Origin of the sequence: Nocardia sp. 852002-51101_SCH5132738 (assembly GCF_001665695.1) — a bacterium.
Classification (GTDB): Bacteria; Actinomycetota; Actinomycetes; order Mycobacteriales; family Mycobacteriaceae; genus Nocardia; species Nocardia nova.
In genome coordinates this window covers 1-23,879 of the sequence record NZ_LZML01000205.1, presented here as the reverse complement: position 1 = coordinate 23,879, position 23,879 = coordinate 1, and the positions used below count along the sequence as shown (strand labels likewise).

Here is a 23,879-nt window from a genome sequence, read left to right as displayed (position 1 = left end):
GAGGTGGCCGATGAGCGATCTCGAGGCGAATCCCGCCGAGGCGCTGTGCGAATCGTCGCCGACGCCCGGCCCGCGGGCGGATTTCTATCCGGCGCGGGAGGTGCCACTGGGCGGCGTGCGCGGCGTCACGGTGATGCGGGTGCTGCCCCAGCGCGATCTGCCGACGGTCGGGGCCTGGTGTTTCCTCGACCACTTCGGTTCGACCGAGACCTCGCATCGGCTGCCGCCGGATATCGATCCCCATCCGCATATCGGATTGCAGACGGTGACCTGGCCGTTCGACGGCCGGATCCGGCATCGCGACAGCGTCGGATCCGATGTGGAGATCGAACCCGGCCAGCTGAATCTGATGACCTCCGGACGCGGTATCGCGCATTCGGAGTACACCGTGCCCGGTGCGCCCGCCGGGCAGGGGCTGCAGTTCTGGATCGCCCTGCCGGACGCGCACCGCGATATCGACCCGCACTTCGAGCAGCATCGCGAGCTGCCCGTGCTGGCCCGCCCGGGACTGCGGGCGACCGTGCTGATCGGCTCGCTCGGGGATGTGCACTCCCCGGCGATCACCTACTCCCCGATCGTCGGCGCGGACATCACCGTCGGCCCGGGCGCGGACGCACATCTGCCGCTGGCACCCGAATTCGAGCATGCGGTACTGGTGATGTCGGGTGAGGTGCGCATCGACGACGTACTCGCCGAACCCGGTCCGCTGCTGTATCTGGGCAGCGACCGCGCCGAACTGCGGCTGCGCAGCGCATCCGGTGCGCGGGTGGTGCTGATCGGCGGCCGGCCCTTCGGCGAGGATCTGGTGATGTGGTGGAATTTCGTCGGCCGCAGCCACGACGAGATCGACGCCGCCCGCACCGCATGGGAGAAGCACGACACCGAACGCTTCGGCGACGTCGCGGGACATACTCCGCAGCAACGCATTCCGGCGCCGCCGCTGCCCAACCTGCGGTTGCGACCGCGCACCCGCCGCACGTTCCCGCCCCGCTGATCAGCCCCGATCGAAAACCGTGCTGCCCGAATCGGTCTCGTCGGTCATGGTCTGGGTTCCGATGACGCGCAACAGTTCCAGCCGCTCCTTGGCGTCGGTACCGGGGCGCGGATAGTAGACCAGCAGATGCTGGGCGGCATTCGGCGTCACCAGCGTTTCGCAGACCAGGTCGAGCAGCCCTACCTGCGGATGCCGGATCCGCTTGGCATCGCTGATCCGGACCGCCACCTCGTGCGCCGACCACAGCCGTTCGAATTCGGGACTGACCGCCCGCAGCTTGGTCACCAGTTCCGTCACGTCGGGGTCGCCCGCCCGCCGCGCGGCGGTCGCCCGCAGATCGGCGACGTGCCGGCGGGTCAGCCGGTCCCAGTCGGCGTCGGGGAACGTCTCCCGGCCGGCCGTATCGGTGAACCAGCGCCACAGCAGGTAGCGATCCATGCCGGTGAAGCGGGTGTGGTCACCCATCATGTTGATGTGCATGCGGTTCTGCGCGAGGATCTCGCCGAGATCCGACACCACGCAGGCGGGCGTGTCCTCCAGCTTGTCCAGCAGGTAGAGCAGCCCGGGTCCGACGTGCCGGTCGCCGCCGCCACGGTGGGGCGCCGCATGGCCGCACAGGTGGTAGAGATGGTCGCGCTCGTCGTCGGTGAGCCGCAGCGCGCGGGCGAGTGCGCCGAGAACCTGCACCGAGGGCCGCGGGCCCCGCGACTGCTCGAGACGGGTGTAGTAGTCGGTGGACATCCCGGCGAGCAGGGCGACCTCGTCGCGACGCAGGCCGGGAGTCCGGCGGCGGGTACCGGGCAGCAGTCCCACATCGGCTGGCTGTAGCTGTTCGCGCCGGCGCCGCAGGAAATCGGCCAGTTCATCGCGATCCATCACTCCACTGTGCCCCGGCGCGGCGGCCGCAGCCAGGGATCGCCGATCCCCCGATAAACGATCTCTGCCGAAGGCGGCGGATCGAGGCGCAGGATTCGAGCATGACTATCGAGCAGACACAACTGGGCGCGACGGGCCCGAAGGTCGGACGCATCGGTCTCGGCGCGATGGGGATGTCGGGCGCCTACGGGAAATCCGACGAGACCGAATCCATCGCCACCATCCACGCCGCCCTCGACTCCGGCGCCACCCTCGTCGACACCGGCGATTTCTACGGCGCCGGACACAACGAAATGCTGATCCACCGGGCCCTCGCCCAGCGCCCGCGCGAGGACTACCAGCTGAGCGTGAAATTCGGCGCCCTGCGCGGTCCGGACGGCAGCTTCGGCGGCGTCGACACGCGCCCCGAGGCGATGCGCAACTTCCTGCACTATTCGCTGCAGCGGCTGGGAGTGGACTACGTCGACATCTACCGCCCCGCACGGCTGGATCCGGCGGTTCCGATCGAGGACACCGTGGGCGCGATCGCGGAGATGGTGCAGGCCGGCTATGTGCGCCACATCGGACTGTCCGAGGTCGGCGCGCAGACCCTGCGGCGTGCGGCGGCAGTGGCACCGATCGTCGATCTGCAGATCGAGTACGCCCTCATCACCCGGGGCATCGAGCGCGAAATCCTGCCCACGGCACGGGAACTCGGCATCGGGATCACCGCCTACGGTGTGCTCTCGCGCGGCTTGCTGAGCGACTCCCTGCGCGCGAACCAGACCTTCGCCCCCGATGATTTCCGCGCCCACAGCCCGCGATTTCAGGGCGAGAACCTCACCACCAATCTCCGGCTGGTCTCCGCGCTGGCGGAGATCGGCGACCGGCACGGCGTGAGCGTGGCACAGCTGGCGATCGCCTGGGTCCTGACCCGAGGCGCCGATATCGTCCCGCTGATCGGCGCGCGCCGGGTCGACCGCTGGACCGAAGCGGTTGCCGCACTGGATATTCGGCTCTCCGAGTCGGAGCTCGCCGCGATCGAGGCGGCGGCGCCCGCCGAGGCGGTCGCCGGTGACCGCTACGCCGCCCCGCAGATGGCCATGCTGGACAGCGAGCGCTGAATCTCCTTCACCGCCCGCGTATTCGCGGCGCGGCTACTTGCGGCGCGGCCGGATCACCGCGGTGAACGTGGCCGCGGCGACCGACTTGCCGGTGCTGTCGGTGATGTCGACCGGCATCGCCAGTTCCACCGGCTGCTGCGCGGCGATATCGGCGCGGGCCTGTTCCAGTTCCGCCGCGGTCAACTCCGAGGTGGCGCGGAACGGGCCCGCCTCGCCCTTGGCCCGGGCCAGATATTCGATCCGGCCGTCGCGCGCGACGATGAACGTCTCGCCCATCAGGTCGACGATGCCGGAAATGGAGGCGCCCATCGCGGCCGTCTCCGCGAGGCCGAACAGGATCGCGGCATGCACGTCGCCGTTGTGATTGAGGTGTTCCGGCTTCGGCGCCATGCTCACCACATTGCGGCCGGGCAGATATTCCACCCCTTCCACCCCCGCGAACTGGATGAATCCCAGCTTCTGAAATCCGGCCATCACCAGCTCGCCCATGGCAGCGTGGTCCATTGCGTCTCCCGTCGCACCCAAAATTGAAACGTGTTCCACTTTTTTACTCTGTACGAGGAAACCTGTCCACAGCACGCCGCCACACCGATCCGACAGGAGTGCCCGAAAAATCCGAAAAGAAGGTTGTTCAGATTCGGCTGATTTTGGTTAAGCTTCATTCCACTGCGCTGAGCACGGCAGGACAACCAACCGGGTCCGCGGACCCATGATGCACGAGGAAGCAGTTCATGAACGCCTTTATCGCCCTGATCGACTCCAACTCCGCCGGCACAGTGAACTCGAACAGCGTCTTCACCAACATCATGAACCTGTTCGTGACGGGGTCGGCGGGGTCCGCCACCCAGGGCGGCGGCATCTTCAACTGAGCCGCGCTCCGCAACCTCGGCCCGCCCCCGACCCCATGCACGGAGGCGGGCCGTCGGCATTCCGGCGGACGACCGGGATGTTCAGGCGCGCAGCTGACCGGGAGTGGTGTGGAAGCGGCGGCGGAACGCCTTGGTGAAACTACTGGCCGAACCGAATCCCAGATCCGCGCCGATATCGGCGACGCTGCGCTGCCGGTAGGCAGGATTCCGCAGGCGGTCGCGGGCGATCTGCAGCCGCTGCTCCCGGATGACCTCGCTCGGCGTGGTGCCGGCCTGACTGAAGGCGAGTTGCAGCTGGCGCAGCGACCAGCCGAGGGCCGCCGCGACGCGCGCGCCGGTGAGCTCCGGATCGCCCGCATGCGTGCGGATGTAGCGCCGGGCACTCACCTCCACCTGCGCCAGCTGGGCGGGCGCACTCGGTGGTTCCCCGAGAATCTGCATACACAGCAGATCCACCAATTGTTCTGCGACCGTGTCGAATTGGTGGTCGGTGAGCGCTGCGCGCTCGGTGTACAGGGTGCCGGCCACCGCCCCGGCGACGCCGCCGATCCCGGTGCTGAGATCGAGCGGCCGCGGCGGTGGCTCCCGGCGGTTCAGACGATGCCGGATGTCCTCGCGCGCGATCGTGACGATGAGCCCGTGCGAGCCCTCACACATCGACATCTCGAAGGGTTCGTCGGTGGAGACCAGGCACGCGCTGCCGGGCGGCAGGGAACCGGTGTCGTCGCCGTGGCGGAAGGCCAGGGTCCCGGTGATCGGTACGAGCAGACGATAATCGTGGTCGGGGTCGGTGCGAATGAGCCGCGCACTCCGGAAATAGGTGACGGCATCGGATTCCCAGCTGACGAGTTGATACGACTCGGTACGGCGCAGCGAGGTCCGGCCGTGAAAGTCCGCGGAAGTCGGGAACCGGTAGCCCAGCGCGCACTGGTACGAGCTGATCAGATGAGCCCAGTAATCGACCCGCTCGTGCGGCTCGATCGCACTCGTCGTCTCCGATTCGGCAGTGGTCATCGTGGATATCATCGCCGGTTTTCCGATTCTGCGCACGCGAACAATGGCCGTGCGTTTCAGGACACGTGGGCACGCCCCGGCGCTCGCTACCGTGCCGGAGAGCTGATATCCGGAAACGGGCTGTACAACGGCGGAATACGGGTCCGGATCAGCGCGGAATGGATGAGGATCAGGAGGTTTTCATGCGCAGGATCGTGGTCGGGGACGACGGCGCCGGACAGGGCACAGTACTTTCCGACGAGAAGGTCGAGCCGCTGACGCTGGCATTGTTGCAGGGGGCGCAACTGCATCGGATGTGGGAGGTCGACGAGCTGCCCACACTTCCCGTCGACCGGATGCCGTCCGATGCCGACACCAGCTACTTTCCCGGCCCCGGCGGAGTGCGCTTCGGATTCATCTCCGTCCCACCGGGTTTGAGTTACGAGCCCGACGCCGAGCTGTCCGAGGCCGAGATGGCGGCGGTGGCGGCCGAGGCGGAGCAGAAGCTGCCGGGCATGATGGCGGCCTTCGACCCGGCTCGTCCCGGCGTGCACGCCACCGAGAGCGTCGACTTCGTGGTGGTGCTCAGCGGAGAGGGCCGCCTGCGGATCGGCGACGGTGAGGATGTGGCACTGCGACCGGGCGATTGTGTTGTGCAGCACGGCGCCCCGCATGCCTGGTTCAACGACGGCACCGAGCCGTTCGTGTTCTGCTACACCCTCTGCGGCGTCGAGCGGACCACGCCGGCCGCACCGTGAGGCGAGCGCGACGATGAGAATTTCCGGAAGTCGTTGGCGCAGCTTCGAATACACGCCCGTCGACGCCGGTCCGTGCGCGGTGGAACTGCCCTCCGCCGCCGTGGGCGTACCGCGGCGATTCTTCGACTGCCTGCTGGTGCGCATCGTCGTCGAACCCGGGGACTGCCCCATCAGCGGTGACGCCGTGCGCGCGGTCCGGCAACTGTGCGCCGACAGCGACGCATCCTTCGTCGTCCTCGCCGGCAGTCCGTCCTGCGTGGCGGGCGGCAGTCGTTTCACCTTCGCCTCCGGTCAGGCCGACGTACTGACCCATCTCGCCGACACCCTGGACGTGCTGGCCGAGTTCGCCGATCGCCTGGAGGAACACGGCGAACGCGCCCACGCGATTCCGTTCGGCTGGAACGTCGCGTGCCGGATGGAGATGCCGGCGCGGCCGTGGACGTCGACGCTGACGCTGCGCGCACCGGCCCCGCCGCTGCGCTTCGACGGATTCGCACCCGCACCCCGCGGCCGTCCGCATTGCCCGCACGCCCTCGTGTCGGCGCATTCGCGCACCTTCCGGCGGTGAGGTCGAGCCACCGCTCGTGAAATTCACCGCTCTTGACCTTCAGGTCGGCTGAAGCTTCATGATGGGGCGGTGGCGGAATCCGGAATGGTGACGATCGGAGCGTTCGCGCGGGCCAGCGGGCTCACGGCGAGCGCACTGCGGTTCTACGCAGACTCCGGACTGCTACCGCCCGCGATCGTGGATCCGGTGTCGGGATATCGGTACTACGCCGACGACCAACTGGAACGGGCGGTGGCGATCCGCGGTTTGCGCGAGATCGGCATGCCGCTGGACACCATCGCGGCGGTGCTGGCGGCCGGGGACGAGAGCGCGGGACAGCTCATCGACGAGCACGTCGCCGGGCTGGAACAGCAGGTGCGCCGCGCTCGGGGAAGGGCAGCCGAGATCAAGGCGACGCTCGGCACCGGGCGCGGGTGGGCGGTCGCGACGGTCAGTGGTCCCGTCTTCGCGACGGCGGTCGAGCAGATACTCGCCGCGACCGTGCACGAGCCGGAGCATCCCGTCTTGAGCGGTGTCCACGTCGAGGTCTCGGCGGAGGCGCTGACGCTCACGGCCACCGATCGCTACCGGCTCGCCACCCGCACCCTCGTCCCCGAGCGGCCGAGTTCGACCGAGTGGGCCGCGACCGTCGACGGTGACGATCTGCGGCTGGCCGTGCCGCGGATCCGCCGCCACCACCAGGTCCGGCTGGATGCCGGACCGCATTCGGTCCGGTTCCGGGCCGGTGAGTCGCCGGCCGGTACGTGCCGCATCCTGCCGGGACCGTTTCCCGACCACCGCATGCTGCTGGGTTCCATCGACACCGCCCGCACGCGCGTCGTGACGCCGAGGGACGCACTCGTCCGGGCGGTGGAATCGCTACGCGCACGCCATATCCGGCTGTGCGTCCGCACCGGGGCGATCGCACTCGCCGGGGCCGGTTCCGATGCGGCCGAACAGGTTTCGGCCGCGGTCACCGGACCGGATGTCGAGCTCACCTTCGACATCACCACCCTCTACCCGGCGATCGGCGCGGCCATCGGCCCGGACGTGATGATCGACATCGCCGGTCCGAAGCAGCCCGTCGTCATCCGATCCGCGGACGACGGCGACCTCACCACTCTGGCGATGCCCGTCGCCCCCGCCCAGTTCGAGGAATCATGACCGACACCGTTGCCCACGACCCCACCATGGCGGCCATCGGCGCGGCCGTGGAACGCGGCCGGCAGGGCGAAACCGACTCCGCCCGAGGGCAACTCGCCGAACTGTGGGAGACGATCGGACCGGTGGGCGATCCGCTGCACCGCTGCACCCTCGCCCACTACCTGGCCGACCTCCACACCGATCCGGCCCAGGCACTCGTGTGGGACATACGGGCTCTCGACGCGGCCGACGCCCTCACCGAGGCGCGGGTGCAGAGCCATCACTCGAGTCTGCACATCGCCGGGTTCTACCCCTCGCTGCATCTGAACCTCGCCGACAACTACCGGCTGCTGGGTTCGTTCGACGCCGCCGCGGAGCACATCGCCGCGGCGCGCGACCGTGCCGGCGCGCTGGCCGAGGACGGCTACGGCCGGCTCATCCGCACGGCGATCGACGAGGTCGGCGCGGCGATCGATCGACGATCGACCCGGCGCCGCGATTCCGCGCCGTCGCCGTCGTGACCGAAAGCCGCGGGGCCGGAGCCACTATCCGCCGACGACCACCGGTACCAGTTGTTCGTCGTCGGTCCACGCGCCGTGGTGGCCGAGCAGTGTCGATTCGACAGGTTCGCGACCGGGGCAGACGAGCACGCTGCGGTCGCGTGCCACGGCGATGATGTCGCCGATCCGTTCGGCGATCGCCGGACCGGGCGGGGTGGGCCCGAACCAGTGCTCGGCCAGCGCCTGGTCGCGACTCACCACACGTGCGTGCCCGGCCAGTTCCTCGGCCCACGCGGCCAGCACATCGGGCAGCGCGCCGGGACGTTCCAGGTAGACGTGCCGCGCCCGGGCCTCCCCGCCGATCAATCGCACCTCGCGATGCAGGTCGGCGCGTGCGTCCAGATCGACGACCTCGCCCGCGCGAATCATGCCGTGATCTCCGGTGACGATCAGCGTGCACGTCGCGGGCAGTTCGGTCAGCAGATCCGCCACGAGCGCATCGATCCGAGCCAGTTCCGCCAGCCATTGCGCCGATCCCGGACCGTACAGATGTCCGTTCGCGTCCAGCTCCGGATAGTAGGCGTAGGCGAATCGGGACCCGGAGCCGGAACCGGCCGCGACGGAAAGGATTCCGTCCCGGACGCCGTCCAGGTCTTCGGCCGGGTGCAGCGTGCCCGGGGCGCGGAAGACGGCGCGCGTCAGACCGGATCCGCCCTGATATCCGGGAACGACGTAGTGCACCTCGACGCCGTGCGCGGCGAGGTCCTGAACCCGGCTGCGAGCCGGCTGTATCTGCTCGGGCGGGTACTGCTCGCGGGCATCCGGACCGGTCGCACTGTCCAGACGCCAGCGCAGCGCGTTGAGCAGTCGCGGCCCCGCATCGGCGGGCACGGCGAAGCTGTAGCCGATGATGCCGTGGGTCGCGCACGGTGCGCCGACTGCAAGGCTCGCGAGCCCGACCGCGGTCGTGGCCGGGAATCCGGTGGCCACGGTGGTTGCCACATGTGCGGCCAGCGTCGGCGCGGTGTCGCGGTGGCGGGCGAGCAGTTCGGCGCCCAACCCGTCGACCAGCAGCACCACGACATCGCGGTTCGGCCTCAGGCCCAGCGGATTGTGCACATCCATCCCCAGGGCGGCGGCCACCGAGGGCAGGAGGTCGGCGAGTGAGTAACGCATCATCGCCCATGGTGCCGCATCGATTCCGCTGCGACGAGCCGATTTCCGAGCCGACCCGCGGCGGCTCCGGTTTCCCGCTCAAGCGAGAGGTTCGCGCAGTTCCCGGACGACGATGGCATTGCCGCCCCGTTGTTTCGCCCGATACATGGCGGTGTCCGCGAAGCCGAGAAGCCGCTCGGGCGAGACACCGTCATCGGTCGCCGCACCGAGGTCGACGACCACCACGCCGATGCTGGCGGTGACCGCGGCCCCATCGCTCGAATTCTCGACCGCCCGCCGCAGCCGCTCGGCCATCGCCCGAGCGGCTCCGGCGTCCAGCGGACCGACGATCGTGAACTCCTCACCACCGGTGCGCGCGATGGTGACAGTGGGGTCGGCGGTGTCGCGCAACCGTGCCGCGATTCTGGCCAGCACCCGGTCGCCCTCCTGATGCCCGAAGGTGTCGTTGACCTCCTTGAATCGATCCAGGTCGATGACCATCGCGCAGAGCGGCGCGCCGGGGGCGAACACTCTCGGTAGGTGGTAATCGAGGCCGCGCCGGTTCAGCAGGGTTGTCAGCGGATCCGACAACGCGTTCGTGCGCAGCACCCAATAGAAGAACTGCAGCGTGGGGAGCACGAAAACGACGGCGAGGACCATGATCAGCGCGGTGGCCATCGCAAGGGGGACGTCGCGATCGGAGTCGGAAGAGATCATCATTCGTCCCGTGACCAGCAGCACCGAGAACAGCGACCACCCCGCGTGCACGGCGAGAGCCTTGGCGCTGTGGAAGAGCGCGAGGTAGCCGCCGGTCAGGATGAGGGTGGTCGCGTTGATCATCGCCACGCGGCCGGAGACCAGCAGGCTGCAGATCGTGATGGCGATATCCGCGACTGCTATCAACGCCAGGGAAACCGAAGCAGTCGGCCAGGGCAGTAGATACCAGCGCAGGGCCGCCAACAGCGCCACAACGGCGAACAGGCCGATCACCGCCCGGCCGAACGCGCTCTGCGGGCCTTCGGGCGACAGCAGGAGCATGAGGGCGACGAAGCACAGGCCCAGCCCGGATGTGCCGATCGAGAATTTCAGCAGGCCGAGCGCCCCCTGGTTCCGGAGCGTGCTCAGCAACCAGCGATAGTCGATGGGTTCTCGCCACCACATCCGCACGGCGCGCAGTCCGCCGGAGTTCAGCGCGTCGGCGACACGTGTCCGCGCGGACACGCCCCTGCTGCGGCGAGGCTCGACGCCGACCGGCTCGGGTGCAGCCATCCGACAACGTTAGGACCGCGTCGGACGCCCTGTGAAGTGCCGCAGGACCAGCGATCGATGGCCGTTATGCCCTCCTCCGCCCAAACCTCGAACGAGCCGGCTCGGTGCCGGGGTCAGTTCCTGATTTCCCGGATGAACACCCGGCCGTCACGGGTGGTGGTGATGGCGGTGTAGGCGCGATAGAGGAAACCGCGGTCGGGGCGGCGCTCGAACACCTGCACCCGGTAGCGGTCCGGGACATCTCCACCGGTCACGTGCACACAGTGCTGGGTGCCGACGGGGACCTGGTCGATCTGCCTCTGCAGGGTTTCGGCGGAGGGGACGGCGGTCGATTCCGGAGCGACGTATTCCCGGGCCGCCGAACCGCTTCGGGTGTCGTACCGCGCGTATTCGTAGCCCAGCACGGCGTCCGGGCCGGATGCGGTGCCGCCGGGCGCGTCGTCGTTGACGTCGGTCGCGGTCCGGGTGGCGTAGCACCACGGAACACTGTCGGGCGCCGCGGCGCTCGCATCGGGGGTGGCTGTCGCATCCGGCGCGGCGACACCCATCGGCAGCTGCGGCCACCAGCGATCGTAGATCTCCAGCGCCGCATGTTTGGTCCAGCGCAGGCCGAGGACGAATCGGGAACGCTGCGCGTCCCGGGGGAACAATGTGTACAGGTCCTGCGTCCCGGTCGAGTCCGGCGTCGGCAACACCACATCCAGCGGATCCGCGAAACCTGGATGCTTCGCCAGCAGGTCCCCACTGTGTCTACTGGCGTCTGCGGCGAATTCAATTGCGGCATCGCTGTTTTCGAGATCGACGATCTCCACGCGCAGATCCCGATCCGGATTCTCGCAGGCGACGGCCGCTCGCTCTCCCGCCGTCGCATCGACCGCGCACCGCGTCCCCGACCACCCCGTCTCCCCGGGCCGATCGGACAACAGCTGCGGGAAACTGTCCACGATCAGCCGATGTTTCGCATCCCAGCCGACAGGAGCCGAACCCCGGCCCGACAGTTCCCCGATCGCCAGCCCCGCTCCGGCCACGAGGACCACGACTGCGGCGACGGCCGCGCCTCGCCGGATCCACCTCCTCGGCCGCGCCCCGACGCGAACCGCCGGCGAAGCGATCGACGGCTCGCCCGGCGTCGGTCGATGCCCCCGCCCCGGCACGTCGAATGCCTGCCGCACCGGAAATCCCGCCTGCGTGACTGCCACCGCCCCTTCCTCCTCGGCACGGTCCGGGGCGTGATACACATCGCGTACCGAACCAGATCCTCGGCCGTGGAAGGCATTTCGTAGATCGGCGGCGAATTCCCCACAGCTGCCGTACCGCTCGCCCGGGTGTTTCGCCATCCCCCGCACGAGCACCGCGTCGAGCGCCGGCGGCAGGTCCGATCGCACCGCGGTCAGCCGGGGAATCGGTTTGGTGACGTGCCCGGCGACCACCTGCCCGGGATTGGTTCCGGCATAGGGCGGCCGGCCGCACAACAGGGTGAACAGGGTGCAGGCCAGGGAATACTGGTCGCACCGATGGTCGAGCGGTTCACCGGAGAGCTGTTCCGGGGAGGCGTAGGCGAGAGTGGCGGTGAGGGTGCCGGTCACCGTGAGTTCGGTATCGGCGTCCTGTAATCGGGCGATGCCGAAATCGGTGAGGACCGCCCGTTCGGCGCGACCGGCCTCGGGTGTCTCGAGCAGGATGTTCGCCGGTTTGATGTCGCGGTGCAATACCGCCTTGCTGTGCGCGTAGTCCAGTGCCGCAGCGGTTTCGGTGACGATGCGCAACACCCGCTCGGTGGTGAGAGCCCGCCGGTCCAGCCGCGCCGCATCGGTACCGTGCACATACTGCATGGATATCCACAGGTGTCCGGCATCGGCGCCGCGGTCGTAGATCCGCACGATGCCCGGATGTTCCAGGCGGGCAACGATATCGGCTTCCTGATCGAACCGGCGGCGGCGCTCGTGATCGGCGGAGACCTCGCGGTCGAGCAGCTTCAGTGCCACTCGGCGCGGCAGCCGCGGGTGGCGGGCGAGATAGACCGTTCCCATTCCGCCACGGCCGAGGACGCCCTCGATGAGGTAACCGGCGAACGTCTCGCCGATCGCGAGTGCGGCCACGGTCCCCCTTCTGGTCGAACCCACCGAGGCGTCAGCAGCTTACCGGGCGGATCCGCCGGCCCTCGCCGGGCGGTGGCCTCCTCCGATACCGTGGATATCCAGCGTCGCGTATGTCGATGAAGGTGGTGAGATCGCAGTGTTCGACCCGTTGGCCGATATCGACCGGGCCCTCGCCGACCGGGCCGGATGGACGTGGTTCGACGACCACCTGCTGTACACCTGCGGGGTGCTCGATCTGCTGCGTCGCGAGGAGTTGGCGCGGATGCCCGTCAAGTCCACCCGGATCCGGATCGACCCGGGCGAGGTCTGTATCGCGGAAGGCCCGGCGACCTGGTCGTTCTGGCGGGCGCCCGGGGACGGCAGCTGGACCCGCAACAACATCTACGTCGCGGGCAGCGCCTCCTTCGTCGCGGCCGCGCAACTGGGGAACGCGCTGGTGAATCAGGCCCGGCGCCAGCGTGCGGAGGCCGCGTCGCAACCGCGCTGGATCGCCGAACGCCCCGGTTCGGTGATGATCTCCGACCGCCGCATCCACCTCACCAACCCCGACTACTCCTTCCGGATCCGGTGGGCATCGCTGGAGACGATCGACCTGACCGCCGCCGATCAGGTGGTCGCGCGCTACGTCGACCGCAATCGGACCTTCCACCAGTGGCAGGTCCGAACACCTTGGGCCGTACTGATATTCGTCGTCGCCGCCCATCTGCACTTTCCGAATCATCCGCTGCTGCTGTCCGGAAATTGGCTACCCGCGGGTTTCGAGGACAAATGCCATCTCGCGGGGAAGAAATGCCCACCGGTCCGAGAGCGCTGACCTCGTCCGCCGCCACCCCTCGTCCCGCTCGTGGTGAGGGTTGCTGGGCAATGTCGGCGCCGCGTGGCACCATCGCGTTGTGAGCAGCACACCTGCCCCCGACCCGCGCCTGCGCGATCTCGCCCGGCTGCGCAAGGTCCGCGACCGCATCGACCGGGAATATGCGAAACCCCTGGATGTGGAGGCCCTCGCGCGCGATGTGCACATGTCCGCGGGGCATCTGAGCCGGCAGTTCCGCCTCGCCTACGGGGAATCGCCGTACGGATATCTCATGACGCGGCGAATCGAACGCGCGATGGCGCTGCTGCGCCGGGGTGATCTCAGCGTGACGGAGGTCTGCTTCGAGGTCGGCTGCCAATCGCTGGGCACCTTCAGTACCCGCTTCACCGAACTGGTCGGAGTGCCGCCGAGCGTCTACCGGCGCGAGGCCGCCGACGCCACTCTGGGCATGCCGTCGTGTGTCGCGAAACAGGTGACCAGACCGATCAGGAATCGAGAAGCGCAGGTTACCGAGTAGGAATTAGCGTGAGCGACATGGACATCACCATTCACGACACCTTCCTCCCGCAAGACGATCCGGAGGCCGCGCTGACGTTCTACCGCGACACCCTCGGCTTCGAGGTGCGCAACGACGTCGGCTTCAAGGGCATGCACTGGATCACGGTCGGCCCCGCCGGACAGCCGGACATCTCGATCGTGCTCTACCCGCCGAACGCCACCCCCGGCGTCACGGAAGAAGAGCAGCGCACCATCTCCGAAATGATGGCCAAGGGCACCTTCGCCAGCCTCAACCTGGCGACCAAGAACGTCGACGAGGTGTTCGAGCGGCTGCAGGCGAACGGGGCCGAGGTCGTGCAGGAGCCGACCGACCAGCCCTACGGACTGCGCGACTGCGCGTTCCGCGATCCCTCGGGCAATCTGCTGCGGATCCAACAGGCCTCCTGAGCCGACCCCGACAACCGAGCCGGCCGGCGGACCAGGCCGCCCACCCTGAATTGGAGAAACCATGAGCAAGGCCTCGACGCCGGACCGGCACGTTGCCGACACCCACGACCTGATCCGCGTACACGGTGCGCGGGTCAACAATCTCAAAGACATCAGCGTCGAAATTCCCAAGCGTCGCCTGACCGTCTTCACCGGCGTCTCGGGATCGGGGAAGAGTTCGCTGGTCTTCGGCACCATCGCCGCGGAATCGCAGCGGATGATCAACGAGACCTACAGCGCCTTCGTCCAGGGCTTCATGCCGACGCTGTCGCGGCCGGAGGTCGACTTCCTGGACGGCCTCACCACCGCGATCTCGGTCGACCAGGAGCGAATGGGCGCCAACCCCCGCTCCACGGTCGGCACCGCCACCGACGCCAACGCGATGTTGCGCATCCTGTTCAGCCGCCTCGCCCAGCCGCAGATCGGCTCGCCGAACGCCTATTCGTTCAATGTGCCCTCGGTGACCGCCAGCGGTGCGATCACCGTCGAGCGCGGCGGTAAGACCAAGGCCGAGAAGGCGACCTTCCACCGGCTCGGCGGTATGTGCCCGCGCTGTGAGGGCATGGGCTCGGTCACCGATTTCGACCTGACCGCCCTCTACGACGAGAGCCTGTCGCTCAACGAGGGTGCGCTCACCATCCCCGGCTACAGCATGGACGGCTGGTTCGGCCGCATCTACCGCGGTTGCGGGCTGTTCGACCCCGACAAGCCGATCCGCAAGTACAACAAGCGGGAACTGCACGACCTGCTCTACAAGGAGCCGACCAAGATCAAGGTCGAGGGCATCAACCTCACCTACGAGGGGCTGGTCCCGAAGATCCAGAAGTCGATGCTGTCCAAGGATGTCGATTCGCTGCAGCCGCATATCCGTGCGTTCGTCGAGCGTGCGGTGACCTTCACGACCTGCCCGGAATGTGAGGGCACCCGGCTCAGCGCCGAGGCCCGGTCCTCGAAGATCGGCGACAAGAGCATCGCCGACGTCTGCCGGATGCAGATCAGCGATCTCGCCGAATGGGTGCGCGCTCTCGACGAGCCGTCGGTCGCACCGCTGCTGAAAGGTCTGCAGCACCTGCTCGACTCGTTCACCGAGATCGGCCTCGGCTATCTGTCACTGGATCGGCCGGCGGGCACGCTCTCCGGCGGTGAAGCCCAGCGCACCAAGATGATTCGCCACCTCGGCTCGTCCCTGACCGATGTCACCTACGTCTTCGACGAACCCACCATCGGCCTGCATCCGCACGATATCGAGCGAATGAACAACCTGCTGTTGCAGTTGCGCGACAAGGGCAACACGGTGCTGGTGGTGGAGCACAAGCCGGAAGCGATCGCGATCGCCGACCATATCGTCGATCTGGGTCCGGGGGCCGGAAGCCAAGGCGGCACAGTCTGTTTCGAGGGCGATATCGAGGGGCTGCGCGCCAGCGACACGATCACCGGCCGCCATCTCGACGATCGGGCGAAACTGAAGGACGCGCCCCGGAAGTCGGCCGGCGCGTTGGAGATTCGCGGCGCCTCCACCCACAACCTGAAGCATGTCGACGTCGACATCCCGCTCGGGGTGCTGTGTGTGATCACCGGCGTGGCCGGATCCGGTAAGAGTTCGCTCATCCACGGGTCGGTCGCCGACCGCGACGATGTCGTGGTGGTCGACCAGGGCGCGATTCGCGGCTCCCGGCGTAGTAATCCGGCCACCTACACCGGACTGCTCGAGCCGATCCGCAAGGCATTCGCCAAGGCCAACGGCGTCAAGCCGGCGCTGTTCAGCGCGAATTCCGAGGGCGCGTGCCCCACCTGCAACGGCGCCGGCGTGATCTACACCGATCTGGCGATGATGGCCGGCGTCGCGACCACCTGCGAGGAATGCGACGGTAAACGCTTCCAGGCGGCGGTTCTGGACTATCACCTCGGCGGGCGCAACATCAGCGAGGTGCTGGAGATGTCGGTGGCGGAAGCCGAGGAGTTCTTCGGCGCGGGTGAGGCGAAACTCCCGGCGGCACACAAGATTCTGCAACGCCTCGGCGATGTGGGACTCGGCTATCTGAAACTGGGTCAGCCCCTCACCACGCTGTCGGGTGGTGAACGCCAGCGCATCAAACTCGCCACCCACATGGGCGAGAAGGGCGGGATCTACGTTCTCGACGAGCCGACCACGGGCCTGCATCTCGCCGATGTGGAGAACCTGCTCGGCCTGCTCGACCGCCTCGTGGACTCGGGCAAATCGGTGATCGTCATCGAACACCACCAGGCGGTCATGGCGCATGCCGACTGGATCGTCGACCTCGGTCCCGGGGCCGGCCACGACGGCGGGCGCATCGTCTTCGAGGGAACGCCGGCCGATCTGGTCGCCGATCGCTCGACGCTCACCGGCGAACACCTCGCCGCCTACGTCGGCGGGTAATTCGCGACCCCCCGCGACAGCGATCGCTTCTCCGAGCGCCTGCCGGTTCCGGTCGACCGGAACCGGCAGGCCGGGTGCGTCGGCGCGGGCGGCTCAATGCTGCGCCGACGCGGTCTGTGGTCGCCCGAATCAGCGAGCGGGCGGGTAGGGCGTCATGCGGTGTCCCCACCGGTGGGATCGGCCAGGCCGCGTTCGTAGGCCGCGCGGGTGGTGGAACCGCGGGTCGCGGCGACCTGATCGGGAACCATGCGCCGGAAGGTCAGGTCGCGCAGGCGCTGCGGGAGCAGTTCGGCGAGCCGGACGAGAGGACCGATGTATCGCGGCACGGTGACCTCGAAACGAGGGTGTTCGAGGGTCCGCAGCACCGCGCGGGCGACATCGGCGGGCTGGAGCAGTTTCGCGGCGCCGGTGGCGGTTCCCGCGGCCAGTTCGGTCGCGACCACCCCCGGCATGATCACCGAGATCCGCACGCCGCTGCCGCGCAGTTCCTCGCGCACGCCGGTCAGATAGCCGAGCACCCCGTGTTTGGTCGCGGCGTAGGTCGATTCGCCGGGCGGGGACAATCGCGCGGCGGCCGAGGCGATCGTGACGATATGGCCCTGCCCCCGCGCCCGCATGCCCGGTGCAACCAGCCGCACGCCGCGGATGACGCCGTGCAGATTGACCTCCAGCATGCGCGCGGTCGCGACCTCGGGCTCCGCGTCGAACGGACCCACCCACATCACCCCGGCATTGTTGACCAGCACGTCGATCGGACCCCACAGCGATTCCACGGCGGTGACGAAGCCGCGGAAAGAGTCCGTGTCGGTGACGTCGAGCGCGAAACCGCGCACGGTACCGGACAATTCGGCCGCGGTGGCGACAGCCGCCGGTTCGTCCCGGTCGCCGATGGCAACCCGGGCACCGGCCTCGGCGAGCACGCGCGCGATCTCCCGGCCTATGCCCCGCGCCCCGCCGGTCACCGCGACGACACGACCGGCAATCGGTGAGGTCATGGATGTTCTCCATTCTGACATGCCTGCGTGTCAGCAACGATGCTCTAGTGTGCCATAGGCCGGGACGTAAGGACAGGGGCATGTCGGGACGGAAGTATCAGGGACTGATGCCGGACGAGCGTCGAGTGCAGCGGCGCGCGGCGATCCTGGACGCCGCGCTGGAGGTTTTCGGCACCACCGGGTATGCGGGCAGTTCGGTCAAACAGATCTGCCGGGTCGCGCGGCTCACCGAACGGTATTTCTACGAATCCTTCGCCGACCGCGAAAGTTGCCTGGCCGCCTTGTATTCCGAGGTCGTGGACCAGGTGCGCGCCGCCACCACGGCCGCGATGATATCGGCGGGCGACGACATCGATGACCGAACCCGTGCCGGAATACAGACGTTCATCGAATATCTGACCGAGGATCGGCGACTTGCCAGAGTGGCCCTGATCGAGGCCGTCGGCGTGTCCTCCACCATGGAGGAACGCCGCCACGAGGTACTGCGCGAATTCGCCGAGATCGTCACCACCACCTGGGCCGCCGCCCGCTCCGAACCCCTGTCGGCCAAACAACATGCGGCCGCGGTCGCCCTCGTCGGCGGCGTCAACCACCTACTGGTCGACTGGCTGATGAGCGGCACACCCCACACCCCCGCCGCACTCACCGACGTCTGCACCACCCTGTTCATCGCCGCCCGCCACACCCTCGAAGCGGAAGCCTGATCGGCGGACCGACCCGCCGGCGGGTTTCCGAGGCCGCCTACCAGGTTATTTCGGGCAGTTCCACGTCGATCGGGAAAGGCTTCTCGATGCGCAACTGTTTGCGGAAGACGCCACTGGGCGCGTAGCAACCGCCCTCGGGCAGCAGCTCGAACGTGTAAACGACCATCGCGTCATCCTCGTTCTCGACGCGCCAGAAGCACTTGATGCCTGCCTCGGCATACTGCGCGGGACGAAGTTTGCGATCCTTGGTCTTCGTGCTGGGCGAGACGATCTCTACGGCGAGATGCACGTCCCCCGACTGGTAGACCGACGTATGCGGCCCGAACGCGGCCCGCGACACGATCAGAACATCCGGCTCCGGCACGGAATGGCCCAGGTCGATGCCCTTCTCGGAGATCACGACCATCTCCGTCGGCAGGATCGGTCGTAACGCGGCCTTCAGCGTGTCCCGGACCTCGTCGTGCCAGGGATCAGCAGGGGCCATCATCACGACTTCACCGTCCAGCAGCTCGAAGTTGCCATCGACTACTTCCATCAAGCGAGGTAGATCTTCGGCGGTGAACCCGCCGGGTGGCGGCGTCGGCAACAGCACCATCCGACCGCGGATCGGTTCGTCGTGGTGATGGTGGGCGACGGTCATACCTGAAGGCTACCCGCTGGATCGATCGTGATCGGGTCCGTTTCCTCGCTCATTCGACTCGGTTCCACCCGAAGGCGCTCGCACCGAGCGAACCGTGAATACGATTCGGCCCCCGTTCCGTTCGGAACGGGGGCCGAATGTGGTTGTCCTCTACCGGATTACCGGTAGTCGCTGAAACCGTAGTCGTCCAGCGGGACCGCGGCACCGGTGGTGGTGCCGAAGCCCTCCGGGCTGTAGTAGGTGTCGTCGTAGGACGGCACCGCGTACGCCGCGGCACGGGCCTCTTCGGTCGGCTGCACCTGGATGTTGCGGTAGCGGTTGATACCGGTACCGGCCGGGATCAACTTACCGATGATCACGTTCTCCTTCAGGCCGATCAGCTTGTCGGAGCGGCAGTTGATCGCCGCGTCCGTCAAGACACGAGTCGTTTCCTGGAAGGAGGCCGCCGACAGCCACGAATCGGTGGCCAGCGACGCCTTGGTGATACCCATCAGCACCGGGCGACCCGACGCGGGCTCGCCACCCTCGGCGACGACGCGGCGGTTGGACGCCTCGAACTCCGAACGCTCCACCAGCGAACCGGGCAGGAACTCCGTCGCACCCGAGTCGATGATGGTCACGCGGCGCAGCATCTGGCGAACGATGACCTCGATGTGCTTGTCGTGGATGGACACACCCTGCGACCGGTAGACCTCCTGGACCTCGTGGACCAGGTGGATCTGCACCTGACGCGGGCCCATCACACGCAGCACCTCGTGCGGATCGGCCGAGCCCTCCAGCAGCTGCTGGCCGACCTCGACGTGGTCGCCGTCGGCGAGCAGACGCTCGGAGCCGTCCTCGTGCTTGAACACCCGCAGACGCTGACGCTTCGACAGCTTGTCGTAGACCACCTCGTCCGAACCGTCGTCCGGAATGATCGTGATCTTGTAGAAGCGGTCGTCGTCCTCGAGCCGCACCCGGCCCGAGACCTCCGCGATCGGCGCCTTGCCCTTGGGCACACGAGCCTCGAAGAGCTCCTGCACGCGGGGCAGACCGCCGGTGATGTCGTCACCCGCGACACCACCCTGGTGGAAGGTACGCATGGTCAGCTGGGTACCGGGCTCACCGATGGACTGGGCGGCGACGATACCGACGGCCTCACCGATGTCGACCAGCTTGCCGGTCGCCATCGAGCGGCCGTAGCAGGTCGCACACACGCCGGTGCCGGTGGTGCAGGTGAGCACCGAGCGGACCTTGACGTCGGTGATGCCGGCCTCGAGCAGCGCCTCGATGGCGGGGTCGCCGAGGTCGTGCCCCTTCTCCACGATGACGTTGCCTCCTGCGTCGACCGCGTCGGCGGCCAGCGTCCGGGCGTAGGTGCTGGTCTCCACGTGCGGATCGCGGATGAGCAGGCCGTCGGGCTGCTTCTCGGCGATCGCGACGAGGATGCCGCGCTCGGTGCCACAGTCCGTCTCGCGCACGATGACGTCCTGCGACACGTCCACCAGACGACGGGTCAGGTAGCCCGAGTCGGCGGTACGAAGCGCGGTGTCGGCCAGACCCTTTCGCGCACCGTGGGTGTTGATGAAGTACTCCAGAACGGTCAGGCCCTCACGGAACGAGGACTTGATCGGCCGCGGAATGAACTCACCCTTCGGGTTGGTCACCAGACCCTTCATGCCCGCGAGGGTACGAGTCTGGGTGAAGTTACCCGTGGCGCCCGAATCGACGATCGTGATGATCGGGTTGTCGGCCGGGTAGTGCGCACGCAGCGCCTTACCGACCTCTTCGGTCGCTTCCTGCCAGATCTTGACCAGGGCGTTGTTGCGCTCCTGGTGGTCGAGAGCACCACGCTGGTACTTCTTCTCGATCTGGTCGGACTGCGCCTCGTAGCGCTCCATGATCTCGGCCTTCTCCGGCGGAACGAGAACGTCCGACATGGAGACGGTGACACCCGAACGCGTGGCCCAATAGAAGCCGGCGTCCTTGAGCTTGTCGACGGTCTGCGCGACCACGATCATCGGGTAGCGCTCGGCGAGATCGTTGATGATCGTCGCCTGCCGCTTCTTCGGCATCTGCTCGTTGATGAACGCATAGTCCGCGGGCAGCAGCTCGTTGAAGATGACCCGGCCCAGGGTGGTCTCGCACAGCCACGCGTCGCCGCGCTGCCAGCCCTCGGGGAACAGCTCAGCCTCGATGTCCTTCGGCGGGCGCTGATCGGTCAGGCGCACCTTGATCAGCGAACGAACCGTCAGCTCGCCGCGGTCGACGGCCATCTGGGCCTCGGCCGGCGACGCGTAGACGCCCTGCTCGCGAGCATCCGCGGTGGCAGGCCGGTACTCGCCCTTGGCGCCCTCTTCCAGGCGGGTCAGGTAGTACAGACCGGTCACCATGTCCAGACGCGGCATGGCCAGCGGGCGGCCGGACGCCGGGGACAGGATGTTGTTCGACGACAGCATCAGGATGCGGGCCTCGGCCTGCGCCTCCGCCGACAGCGGCAGGTGCACGGCCATCTGGTCACCGTCGAAGTCGGCGTTGAAGGCCTCACAGACCAACGGGTGCAGCTGGATGGCCTTACCTTCGACCAGCAGCGGCTCGAAGGCCTGGATACCCAGGCGGTGCAGCGTGGGCGCACGGTTCAGCATGACCGGGTGCTCGGCGATGACCTCTTCGAGGACGTCCCACACCTGGGCACGCTGCCGCTCGACCATCCGCTTGGCGGACTTGATGTTCTGCGCGTGGTTCAGGTCGACCAGACGCTTCATCACGAACGGCTTGAACAGCTCCAGCGCCATCAGCTTGGGCAGACCACACTGGTGCAGCTTCAGCTGCGGACCGACGACGATGACCGAACGGCCGGAGTAGTCGACGCGCTTACCGAGCAGGTTCTGACGGAAACGACCCTGCTTACCCTTGAGCAGATCGCTCAGGGACTTCAGCGGGCGGTTACCGGGGCCGGTCACCGGGCGACCGCGACGGCCGTTGTCGAACAGCGCGTCCACGGACTCCTGCAGCATCCGCTTCTCGTTGTTGACGATGATCTCGGGGGCGCCGAGGTCGATCAGTCGCTTGAGGCGGTTGTTGCGGTTGATCACGCGGCGGTACAGGTCGTTCAGGTCGGAGGTGGCGAAGCGGCCACCGTCGAGCTGAACCATCGGGCGCAGCTCCGGCGGGATCACCGGAACGGCGTCGAGGACCATGCCCATCGGCGAGTTGCCGTTGGACTGGAAGGCCGCGACGACCTTCAGGCGCTTGAGCGCGCGCAGCTTCTTCTGGCCCTTACCGGTGCGAATGGTTTCGCGCAGGTTCTCGGCCTCGGCGTCGATGTCGAAGTTCTCCATCAGCTTCTGGATGGCTTCGGCACCCATCGCGCCGGTGAAGTACTCGCCGTAGCGGTCCTGCAGCTCGCGGTAGAGGACCTCGTCCACGATCAGCTGCTTGGGAGCCAGCTTGGTGAAGGTGGTCCAGATCTCGTCGAGCCGGTCCAGCTCGCGCTGGGCGCGGTCGCGCAGCTGGCGCATCTCGCGCTCGCCGCCGTCCTTGACCTTGCGGCGGACGTCGGACTTGGCACCCTCGGCCTCGAGCTCGGCCAGGTCGGCCTCGAGCTTCTGGGCGCGGGCCTCCAGGTCGGCATCGCGCTGGTCGGCGATCGCCTTCTTCTCGACCTCCATCTCCGCCTCGAGCGTGGACAGCTCGTTGTGGCGCAGATCCTCGTCGACGGTGGTGATGACGTAGGCGGCGAAGTAGATGATCTTCTCGAGATCCTTCGGCGCCAGGTCCAGCAGGTAACCGAGGCGGCTCGGCACACCCTTGAAGTACCAGATGTGGGTGACCGGCGCGGCCAGCTCGATGTGGCCCATCCGCTCACGACGCACCTTGGCGCGAGTCACCTCGACGCCACAGCGCTCACAGATGATGCCCTTGAAGCGGACGCGCTTGTACTTGCCGCAGTAGCATTCCCAGTCCCGGGTGGGACCGAAGATCTTCTCGCAGAACAAGCCGTCCTTCTCCGGCTTGAGCGTGCGGTAGTTGATGGTCTCCGGCTTCTTGACCTCACCGTAGGACCAGTTGCGAATGTCTTCGGCGGTCGCCAGGCCGATCCGGAGTTCATCGAAGAAGTTGACGTCTAGCACGTAACTTCCTTTCCCCTGTTCGGGTTCAGTATCGAGCAAAGTTCGCTAGTTCGTCCGCCGTGGCGGACCACTTCCGCGGAGCGGGAAACTATGCCCCGGCGCCCAATGCGGGCGCCGGGACCGATCGGCTACTGCGCGAGGTCGTCGACCGTCGCAGCTTCGTTGCGGGACAGGTTGATGCCGAGGTTGGCCGCGGCACGCTCGAGGTCCTCGTCGTCACCGTCGCGCATCTCGATCGCCGCGCCGTCGGAGGACAGTACTTCGACGTTGAGGCACAGCGACTGCAGTTCCTTGAGCAGAACCTTGAACGACTCCGGGATACCCGGCTCGGGAATGTTCTCGCCCTTGACGATCGCCTCGTACACCTTCACACGACCGACCACGTCGTCGGACTTGATCGTCAGCAGCTCCTGCAGCGTGTAGGCAGCGCCGTAGGCCTGCATGGCCCAGCACTCCATCTCACCGAAACGCTGACCACCGAACTGCGCCTTACCACCGAGCGGCTGCTGAGTGATCATCGAGTACGGACCCGTCGACCGCGCGTGAATCTTGTCGTCCACCAAGTGATGCAGCTTCAGGATGTACATGTACCCCACCGCCACCGGATACGGGAACGGCTCACCCGAACGACCATCGAACAACACCGACTTACCGTTGGCGTCGACCATGGTCTCGCCGTCGCGGTTCGGCAGGGTGGAACCCAGCAGACCCGTCAGCTCGTCTTCCTGCGCACCGTCGAACACCGGGGTCGCGATGTTGGTGTCGGCTTCCTGACCCAGCATCTCCTCGGGCAGGTTCTTCGCCCAGTCCGGCAGGTTGCCGGATTCGGCGCCGTCGACCTGCCAGCCGGCCTTGGCGATCCAGCCGAGGTGTGTTTCCAGGATCTGGCCGATGTTCATACGACGCGGCACACCATGAGTGTTCAA

Annotated in this window: 21 protein-coding genes and 1 pseudogene; 12 read left to right on the top strand and 10 right to left on the bottom strand. The window is 67.5% G+C overall.

From position 1 onward, the window contains the following. Positions 1 to 10: 10 nt before the first annotated feature. Positions 11 to 994 (top strand): pirin family protein, encoded by a 984-nt coding sequence (locus A5789_RS32430; RefSeq protein ID WP_064906695.1) that lies wholly within the window; start codon positions 11 to 13, stop codon positions 992 to 994. Here A5789_RS32430 and A5789_RS32425 read toward each other — a convergent pair whose 3' ends face one another. Continuing rightward, on the bottom strand, positions 995 to 1,870 hold the full coding sequence (locus A5789_RS32425; protein WP_063013660.1) for a helix-turn-helix transcriptional regulator: 876 nt from the start codon (positions 1,868 to 1,870) through the stop codon (positions 995 to 997). It lies immediately after the preceding gene. A gap of 101 nt (positions 1,871 to 1,971) precedes the next feature. Here A5789_RS32425 and A5789_RS32420 point away from each other — a divergent pair, with 101 nt between their 5' ends. Further along, on the top strand, positions 1,972 to 2,973 hold the full coding sequence (locus tag A5789_RS32420) for an aldo/keto reductase (RefSeq protein ID WP_064906696.1): 1,002 nt from the start codon (positions 1,972 to 1,974) through the stop codon (positions 2,971 to 2,973). A 33-nt stretch (positions 2,974 to 3,006) separates the two neighbouring features. Here the strand turns inward: A5789_RS32420 and A5789_RS32415 are convergent, their stop codons facing one another. Continuing rightward, the gene (locus A5789_RS32415; protein ID WP_063013662.1) at positions 3,007 to 3,477 is read right to left on the bottom strand and encodes a PaaI family thioesterase; all 471 of its coding nucleotides are present in this window, start codon (positions 3,475 to 3,477) and stop codon (positions 3,007 to 3,009) included. Positions 3,478 to 3,704: 227 nt separating this feature from the next. Here A5789_RS32415 and A5789_RS37085 point away from each other — a divergent pair, with 227 nt between their 5' ends. Then, entirely contained in the window at positions 3,705 to 3,842 is a 138-nt protein-coding gene (locus A5789_RS37085) for a hypothetical protein (RefSeq protein ID WP_156055745.1), read from the top strand. Positions 3,843 to 3,923: 81 nt separating this feature from the next. On the opposite strand, the gene A5789_RS32405 is transcribed toward A5789_RS37085, so the two are convergent. Then, positions 3,924 to 4,856 carry an AraC family transcriptional regulator gene (locus tag A5789_RS32405; RefSeq protein ID WP_193615609.1) on the bottom strand — a complete coding sequence of 311 codons (933 nt, stop codon included), beginning with the start codon at positions 4,854 to 4,856 and terminating at the stop codon, positions 3,924 to 3,926. Positions 4,857 to 5,038: 182 nt separating this feature from the next. On the opposite strand from A5789_RS32405, the gene A5789_RS32400 reads away from it, so the two are divergent. From A5789_RS32400 to A5789_RS32385, 4 genes are all read left to right on the top strand, one after another. Further along, complete coding sequence (locus tag A5789_RS32400) at positions 5,039 to 5,593, top strand: cupin domain-containing protein (RefSeq protein ID WP_193615610.1); 555 nt, start codon at positions 5,039 to 5,041, stop codon at positions 5,591 to 5,593. A gap of 13 nt (positions 5,594 to 5,606) precedes the next feature. Beyond that, on the top strand, positions 5,607 to 6,161 hold the full coding sequence (locus A5789_RS32395; protein ID WP_155525914.1) for a hypothetical protein: 555 nt from the start codon (positions 5,607 to 5,609) through the stop codon (positions 6,159 to 6,161). A 69-nt stretch (positions 6,162 to 6,230) separates the two neighbouring features. Continuing rightward, positions 6,231 to 7,304 carry a MerR family transcriptional regulator gene (locus A5789_RS32390; protein WP_104364588.1) on the top strand — a complete coding sequence of 358 codons (1,074 nt, stop codon included), beginning with the start codon at positions 6,231 to 6,233 and terminating at the stop codon, positions 7,302 to 7,304. Further along, entirely contained in the window at positions 7,301 to 7,804 is a 504-nt protein-coding gene (locus tag A5789_RS32385) for a hypothetical protein (RefSeq protein ID WP_064906700.1), read from the top strand. The genes A5789_RS32390 and A5789_RS32385 overlap by 4 nt, the downstream gene beginning before the upstream one ends. A 24-nt stretch (positions 7,805 to 7,828) precedes the next feature. On the opposite strand, the gene A5789_RS32380 is transcribed toward A5789_RS32385, so the two are convergent. The 3 genes from A5789_RS32380 to A5789_RS32370 all read right to left on the bottom strand — a co-directional run bounded on the left by A5789_RS32380 (position 7,829) and on the right by A5789_RS32370 (position 12,306). After that, a complete protein-coding gene (locus tag A5789_RS32380; protein WP_063013696.1) occupies positions 7,829 to 8,959 on the bottom strand; it encodes an alkaline phosphatase family protein in 1,131 nt (376 codons plus the stop codon). Positions 8,960 to 9,037: 78 nt separating this feature from the next. Continuing rightward, entirely contained in the window at positions 9,038 to 10,207 is a 1,170-nt protein-coding gene (locus tag A5789_RS32375; RefSeq protein ID WP_082941109.1) for a diguanylate cyclase, read from the bottom strand. A 113-nt stretch (positions 10,208 to 10,320) separates the two neighbouring features. Further along, positions 10,321 to 12,306 (bottom strand): serine/threonine-protein kinase, encoded by a 1,986-nt coding sequence (locus A5789_RS32370; RefSeq protein WP_064906702.1) that lies wholly within the window; start codon positions 12,304 to 12,306, stop codon positions 10,321 to 10,323. A gap of 136 nt (positions 12,307 to 12,442) precedes the next feature. Between A5789_RS32370 and A5789_RS32365 the strand changes: the two genes are divergently transcribed. The 4 genes from A5789_RS32365 (at position 12,443) to A5789_RS32350 (ending at position 16,502) form a co-directional block, all read left to right on the top strand. Further along, positions 12,443 to 13,120 (top strand): hypothetical protein, encoded by a 678-nt coding sequence (locus A5789_RS32365; RefSeq protein WP_063013675.1) that lies wholly within the window; start codon positions 12,443 to 12,445, stop codon positions 13,118 to 13,120. A gap of 79 nt (positions 13,121 to 13,199) precedes the next feature. Then, the gene (locus A5789_RS32360) at positions 13,200 to 13,637 is read left to right on the top strand and encodes a helix-turn-helix transcriptional regulator (protein WP_030517087.1); all 438 of its coding nucleotides are present in this window, start codon (positions 13,200 to 13,202) and stop codon (positions 13,635 to 13,637) included. A 17-nt stretch (positions 13,638 to 13,654) separates the two neighbouring features. Next, the gene (locus A5789_RS32355; protein WP_030517086.1) at positions 13,655 to 14,065 is read left to right on the top strand and encodes a VOC family protein; all 411 of its coding nucleotides are present in this window, start codon (positions 13,655 to 13,657) and stop codon (positions 14,063 to 14,065) included. Positions 14,066 to 14,126: 61 nt separating this feature from the next. Then, positions 14,127 to 16,502, top strand: a complete 2,376-nt coding sequence (locus A5789_RS32350) for an excinuclease ABC subunit UvrA (RefSeq protein ID WP_064906703.1) — start codon at positions 14,127 to 14,129, stop codon at positions 16,500 to 16,502. Positions 16,503 to 16,654: 152 nt separating this feature from the next. Here the strand turns inward: A5789_RS32350 and A5789_RS32345 are convergent, their stop codons facing one another. Continuing rightward, entirely contained in the window at positions 16,655 to 17,497 is an 843-nt protein-coding gene (locus A5789_RS32345; RefSeq protein WP_082941108.1) for an SDR family oxidoreductase, read from the bottom strand. 80 nt (positions 17,498 to 17,577) lie between these two features. On the opposite strand from A5789_RS32345, the gene A5789_RS32340 reads away from it, so the two are divergent. Then, entirely contained in the window at positions 17,578 to 18,201 is a 624-nt protein-coding gene (locus A5789_RS32340) for a TetR/AcrR family transcriptional regulator (RefSeq protein ID WP_063013681.1), read from the top strand. Positions 18,202 to 18,238: 37 nt separating this feature from the next. Here the strand turns inward: A5789_RS32340 and A5789_RS32335 are convergent, their stop codons facing one another. The 3 genes and pseudogenes from A5789_RS32335 to A5789_RS32325 all read right to left on the bottom strand — a co-directional run. Beyond that, entirely contained in the window at positions 18,239 to 18,841 is a 603-nt protein-coding gene (locus A5789_RS32335) for a Uma2 family endonuclease (protein ID WP_063013683.1), read from the bottom strand. 158 nt (positions 18,842 to 18,999) lie between these two features. Continuing rightward, positions 19,000 to 22,953, bottom strand: a complete 3,954-nt coding sequence (locus A5789_RS32330; protein WP_064906705.1) for a DNA-directed RNA polymerase subunit beta' — start codon at positions 22,951 to 22,953, stop codon at positions 19,000 to 19,002. Between the two features lie 128 nt (positions 22,954 to 23,081). Continuing rightward, a pseudogene (locus A5789_RS32325) lies at positions 23,082 to 23,879 on the bottom strand (DNA-directed RNA polymerase subunit beta); the annotation flags it as partial.

Coding starts and splice junctions, on each gene's coding strand:
- A5789_RS32430 (WP_064906695.1), top strand. CDS start 11: ATGAGCGATCTCGAGGCGAATCCCGCCGAGGCGCTGTGCGAATCGTCG.
- A5789_RS32425 (WP_063013660.1), bottom strand. CDS start 1,870: ATGGATCGCGATGAACTGGCCGATTTCCTGCGGCGCCGGCGCGAACAG.
- A5789_RS32420 (WP_064906696.1), top strand. CDS start 1,972: ATGACTATCGAGCAGACACAACTGGGCGCGACGGGCCCGAAGGTCGGA.
- A5789_RS32415 (WP_063013662.1), bottom strand. CDS start 3,477: ATGGACCACGCTGCCATGGGCGAGCTGGTGATGGCCGGATTTCAGAAG.
- A5789_RS37085 (WP_156055745.1), top strand. CDS start 3,705: ATGAACGCCTTTATCGCCCTGATCGACTCCAACTCCGCCGGCACAGTG.
- A5789_RS32405 (WP_193615609.1), bottom strand. CDS start 4,856: ATGACCACTGCCGAATCGGAGACGACGAGTGCGATCGAGCCGCACGAG.
- A5789_RS32400 (WP_193615610.1), top strand. CDS start 5,039: ATGCGCAGGATCGTGGTCGGGGACGACGGCGCCGGACAGGGCACAGTA.
- A5789_RS32395 (WP_155525914.1), top strand. CDS start 5,607: ATGAGAATTTCCGGAAGTCGTTGGCGCAGCTTCGAATACACGCCCGTC.
- A5789_RS32385 (WP_064906700.1), top strand. CDS start 7,301: ATGACCGACACCGTTGCCCACGACCCCACCATGGCGGCCATCGGCGCG.
- A5789_RS32380 (WP_063013696.1), bottom strand. CDS start 8,959: ATGCGTTACTCACTCGCCGACCTCCTGCCCTCGGTGGCCGCCGCCCTG.
- A5789_RS32375 (WP_082941109.1), bottom strand. CDS start 10,207: ATGGCTGCACCCGAGCCGGTCGGCGTCGAGCCTCGCCGCAGCAGGGGC.
- A5789_RS32355 (WP_030517086.1), top strand. CDS start 13,655: ATGGACATCACCATTCACGACACCTTCCTCCCGCAAGACGATCCGGAG.
- A5789_RS32350 (WP_064906703.1), top strand. CDS start 14,127: ATGAGCAAGGCCTCGACGCCGGACCGGCACGTTGCCGACACCCACGAC.
- A5789_RS32345 (WP_082941108.1), bottom strand. CDS start 17,497: ATGACCTCACCGATTGCCGGTCGTGTCGTCGCGGTGACCGGCGGGGCG.
- A5789_RS32340 (WP_063013681.1), top strand. CDS start 17,578: ATGTCGGGACGGAAGTATCAGGGACTGATGCCGGACGAGCGTCGAGTG.
- A5789_RS32335 (WP_063013683.1), bottom strand. CDS start 18,841: ATGACCGTCGCCCACCATCACCACGACGAACCGATCCGCGGTCGGATG.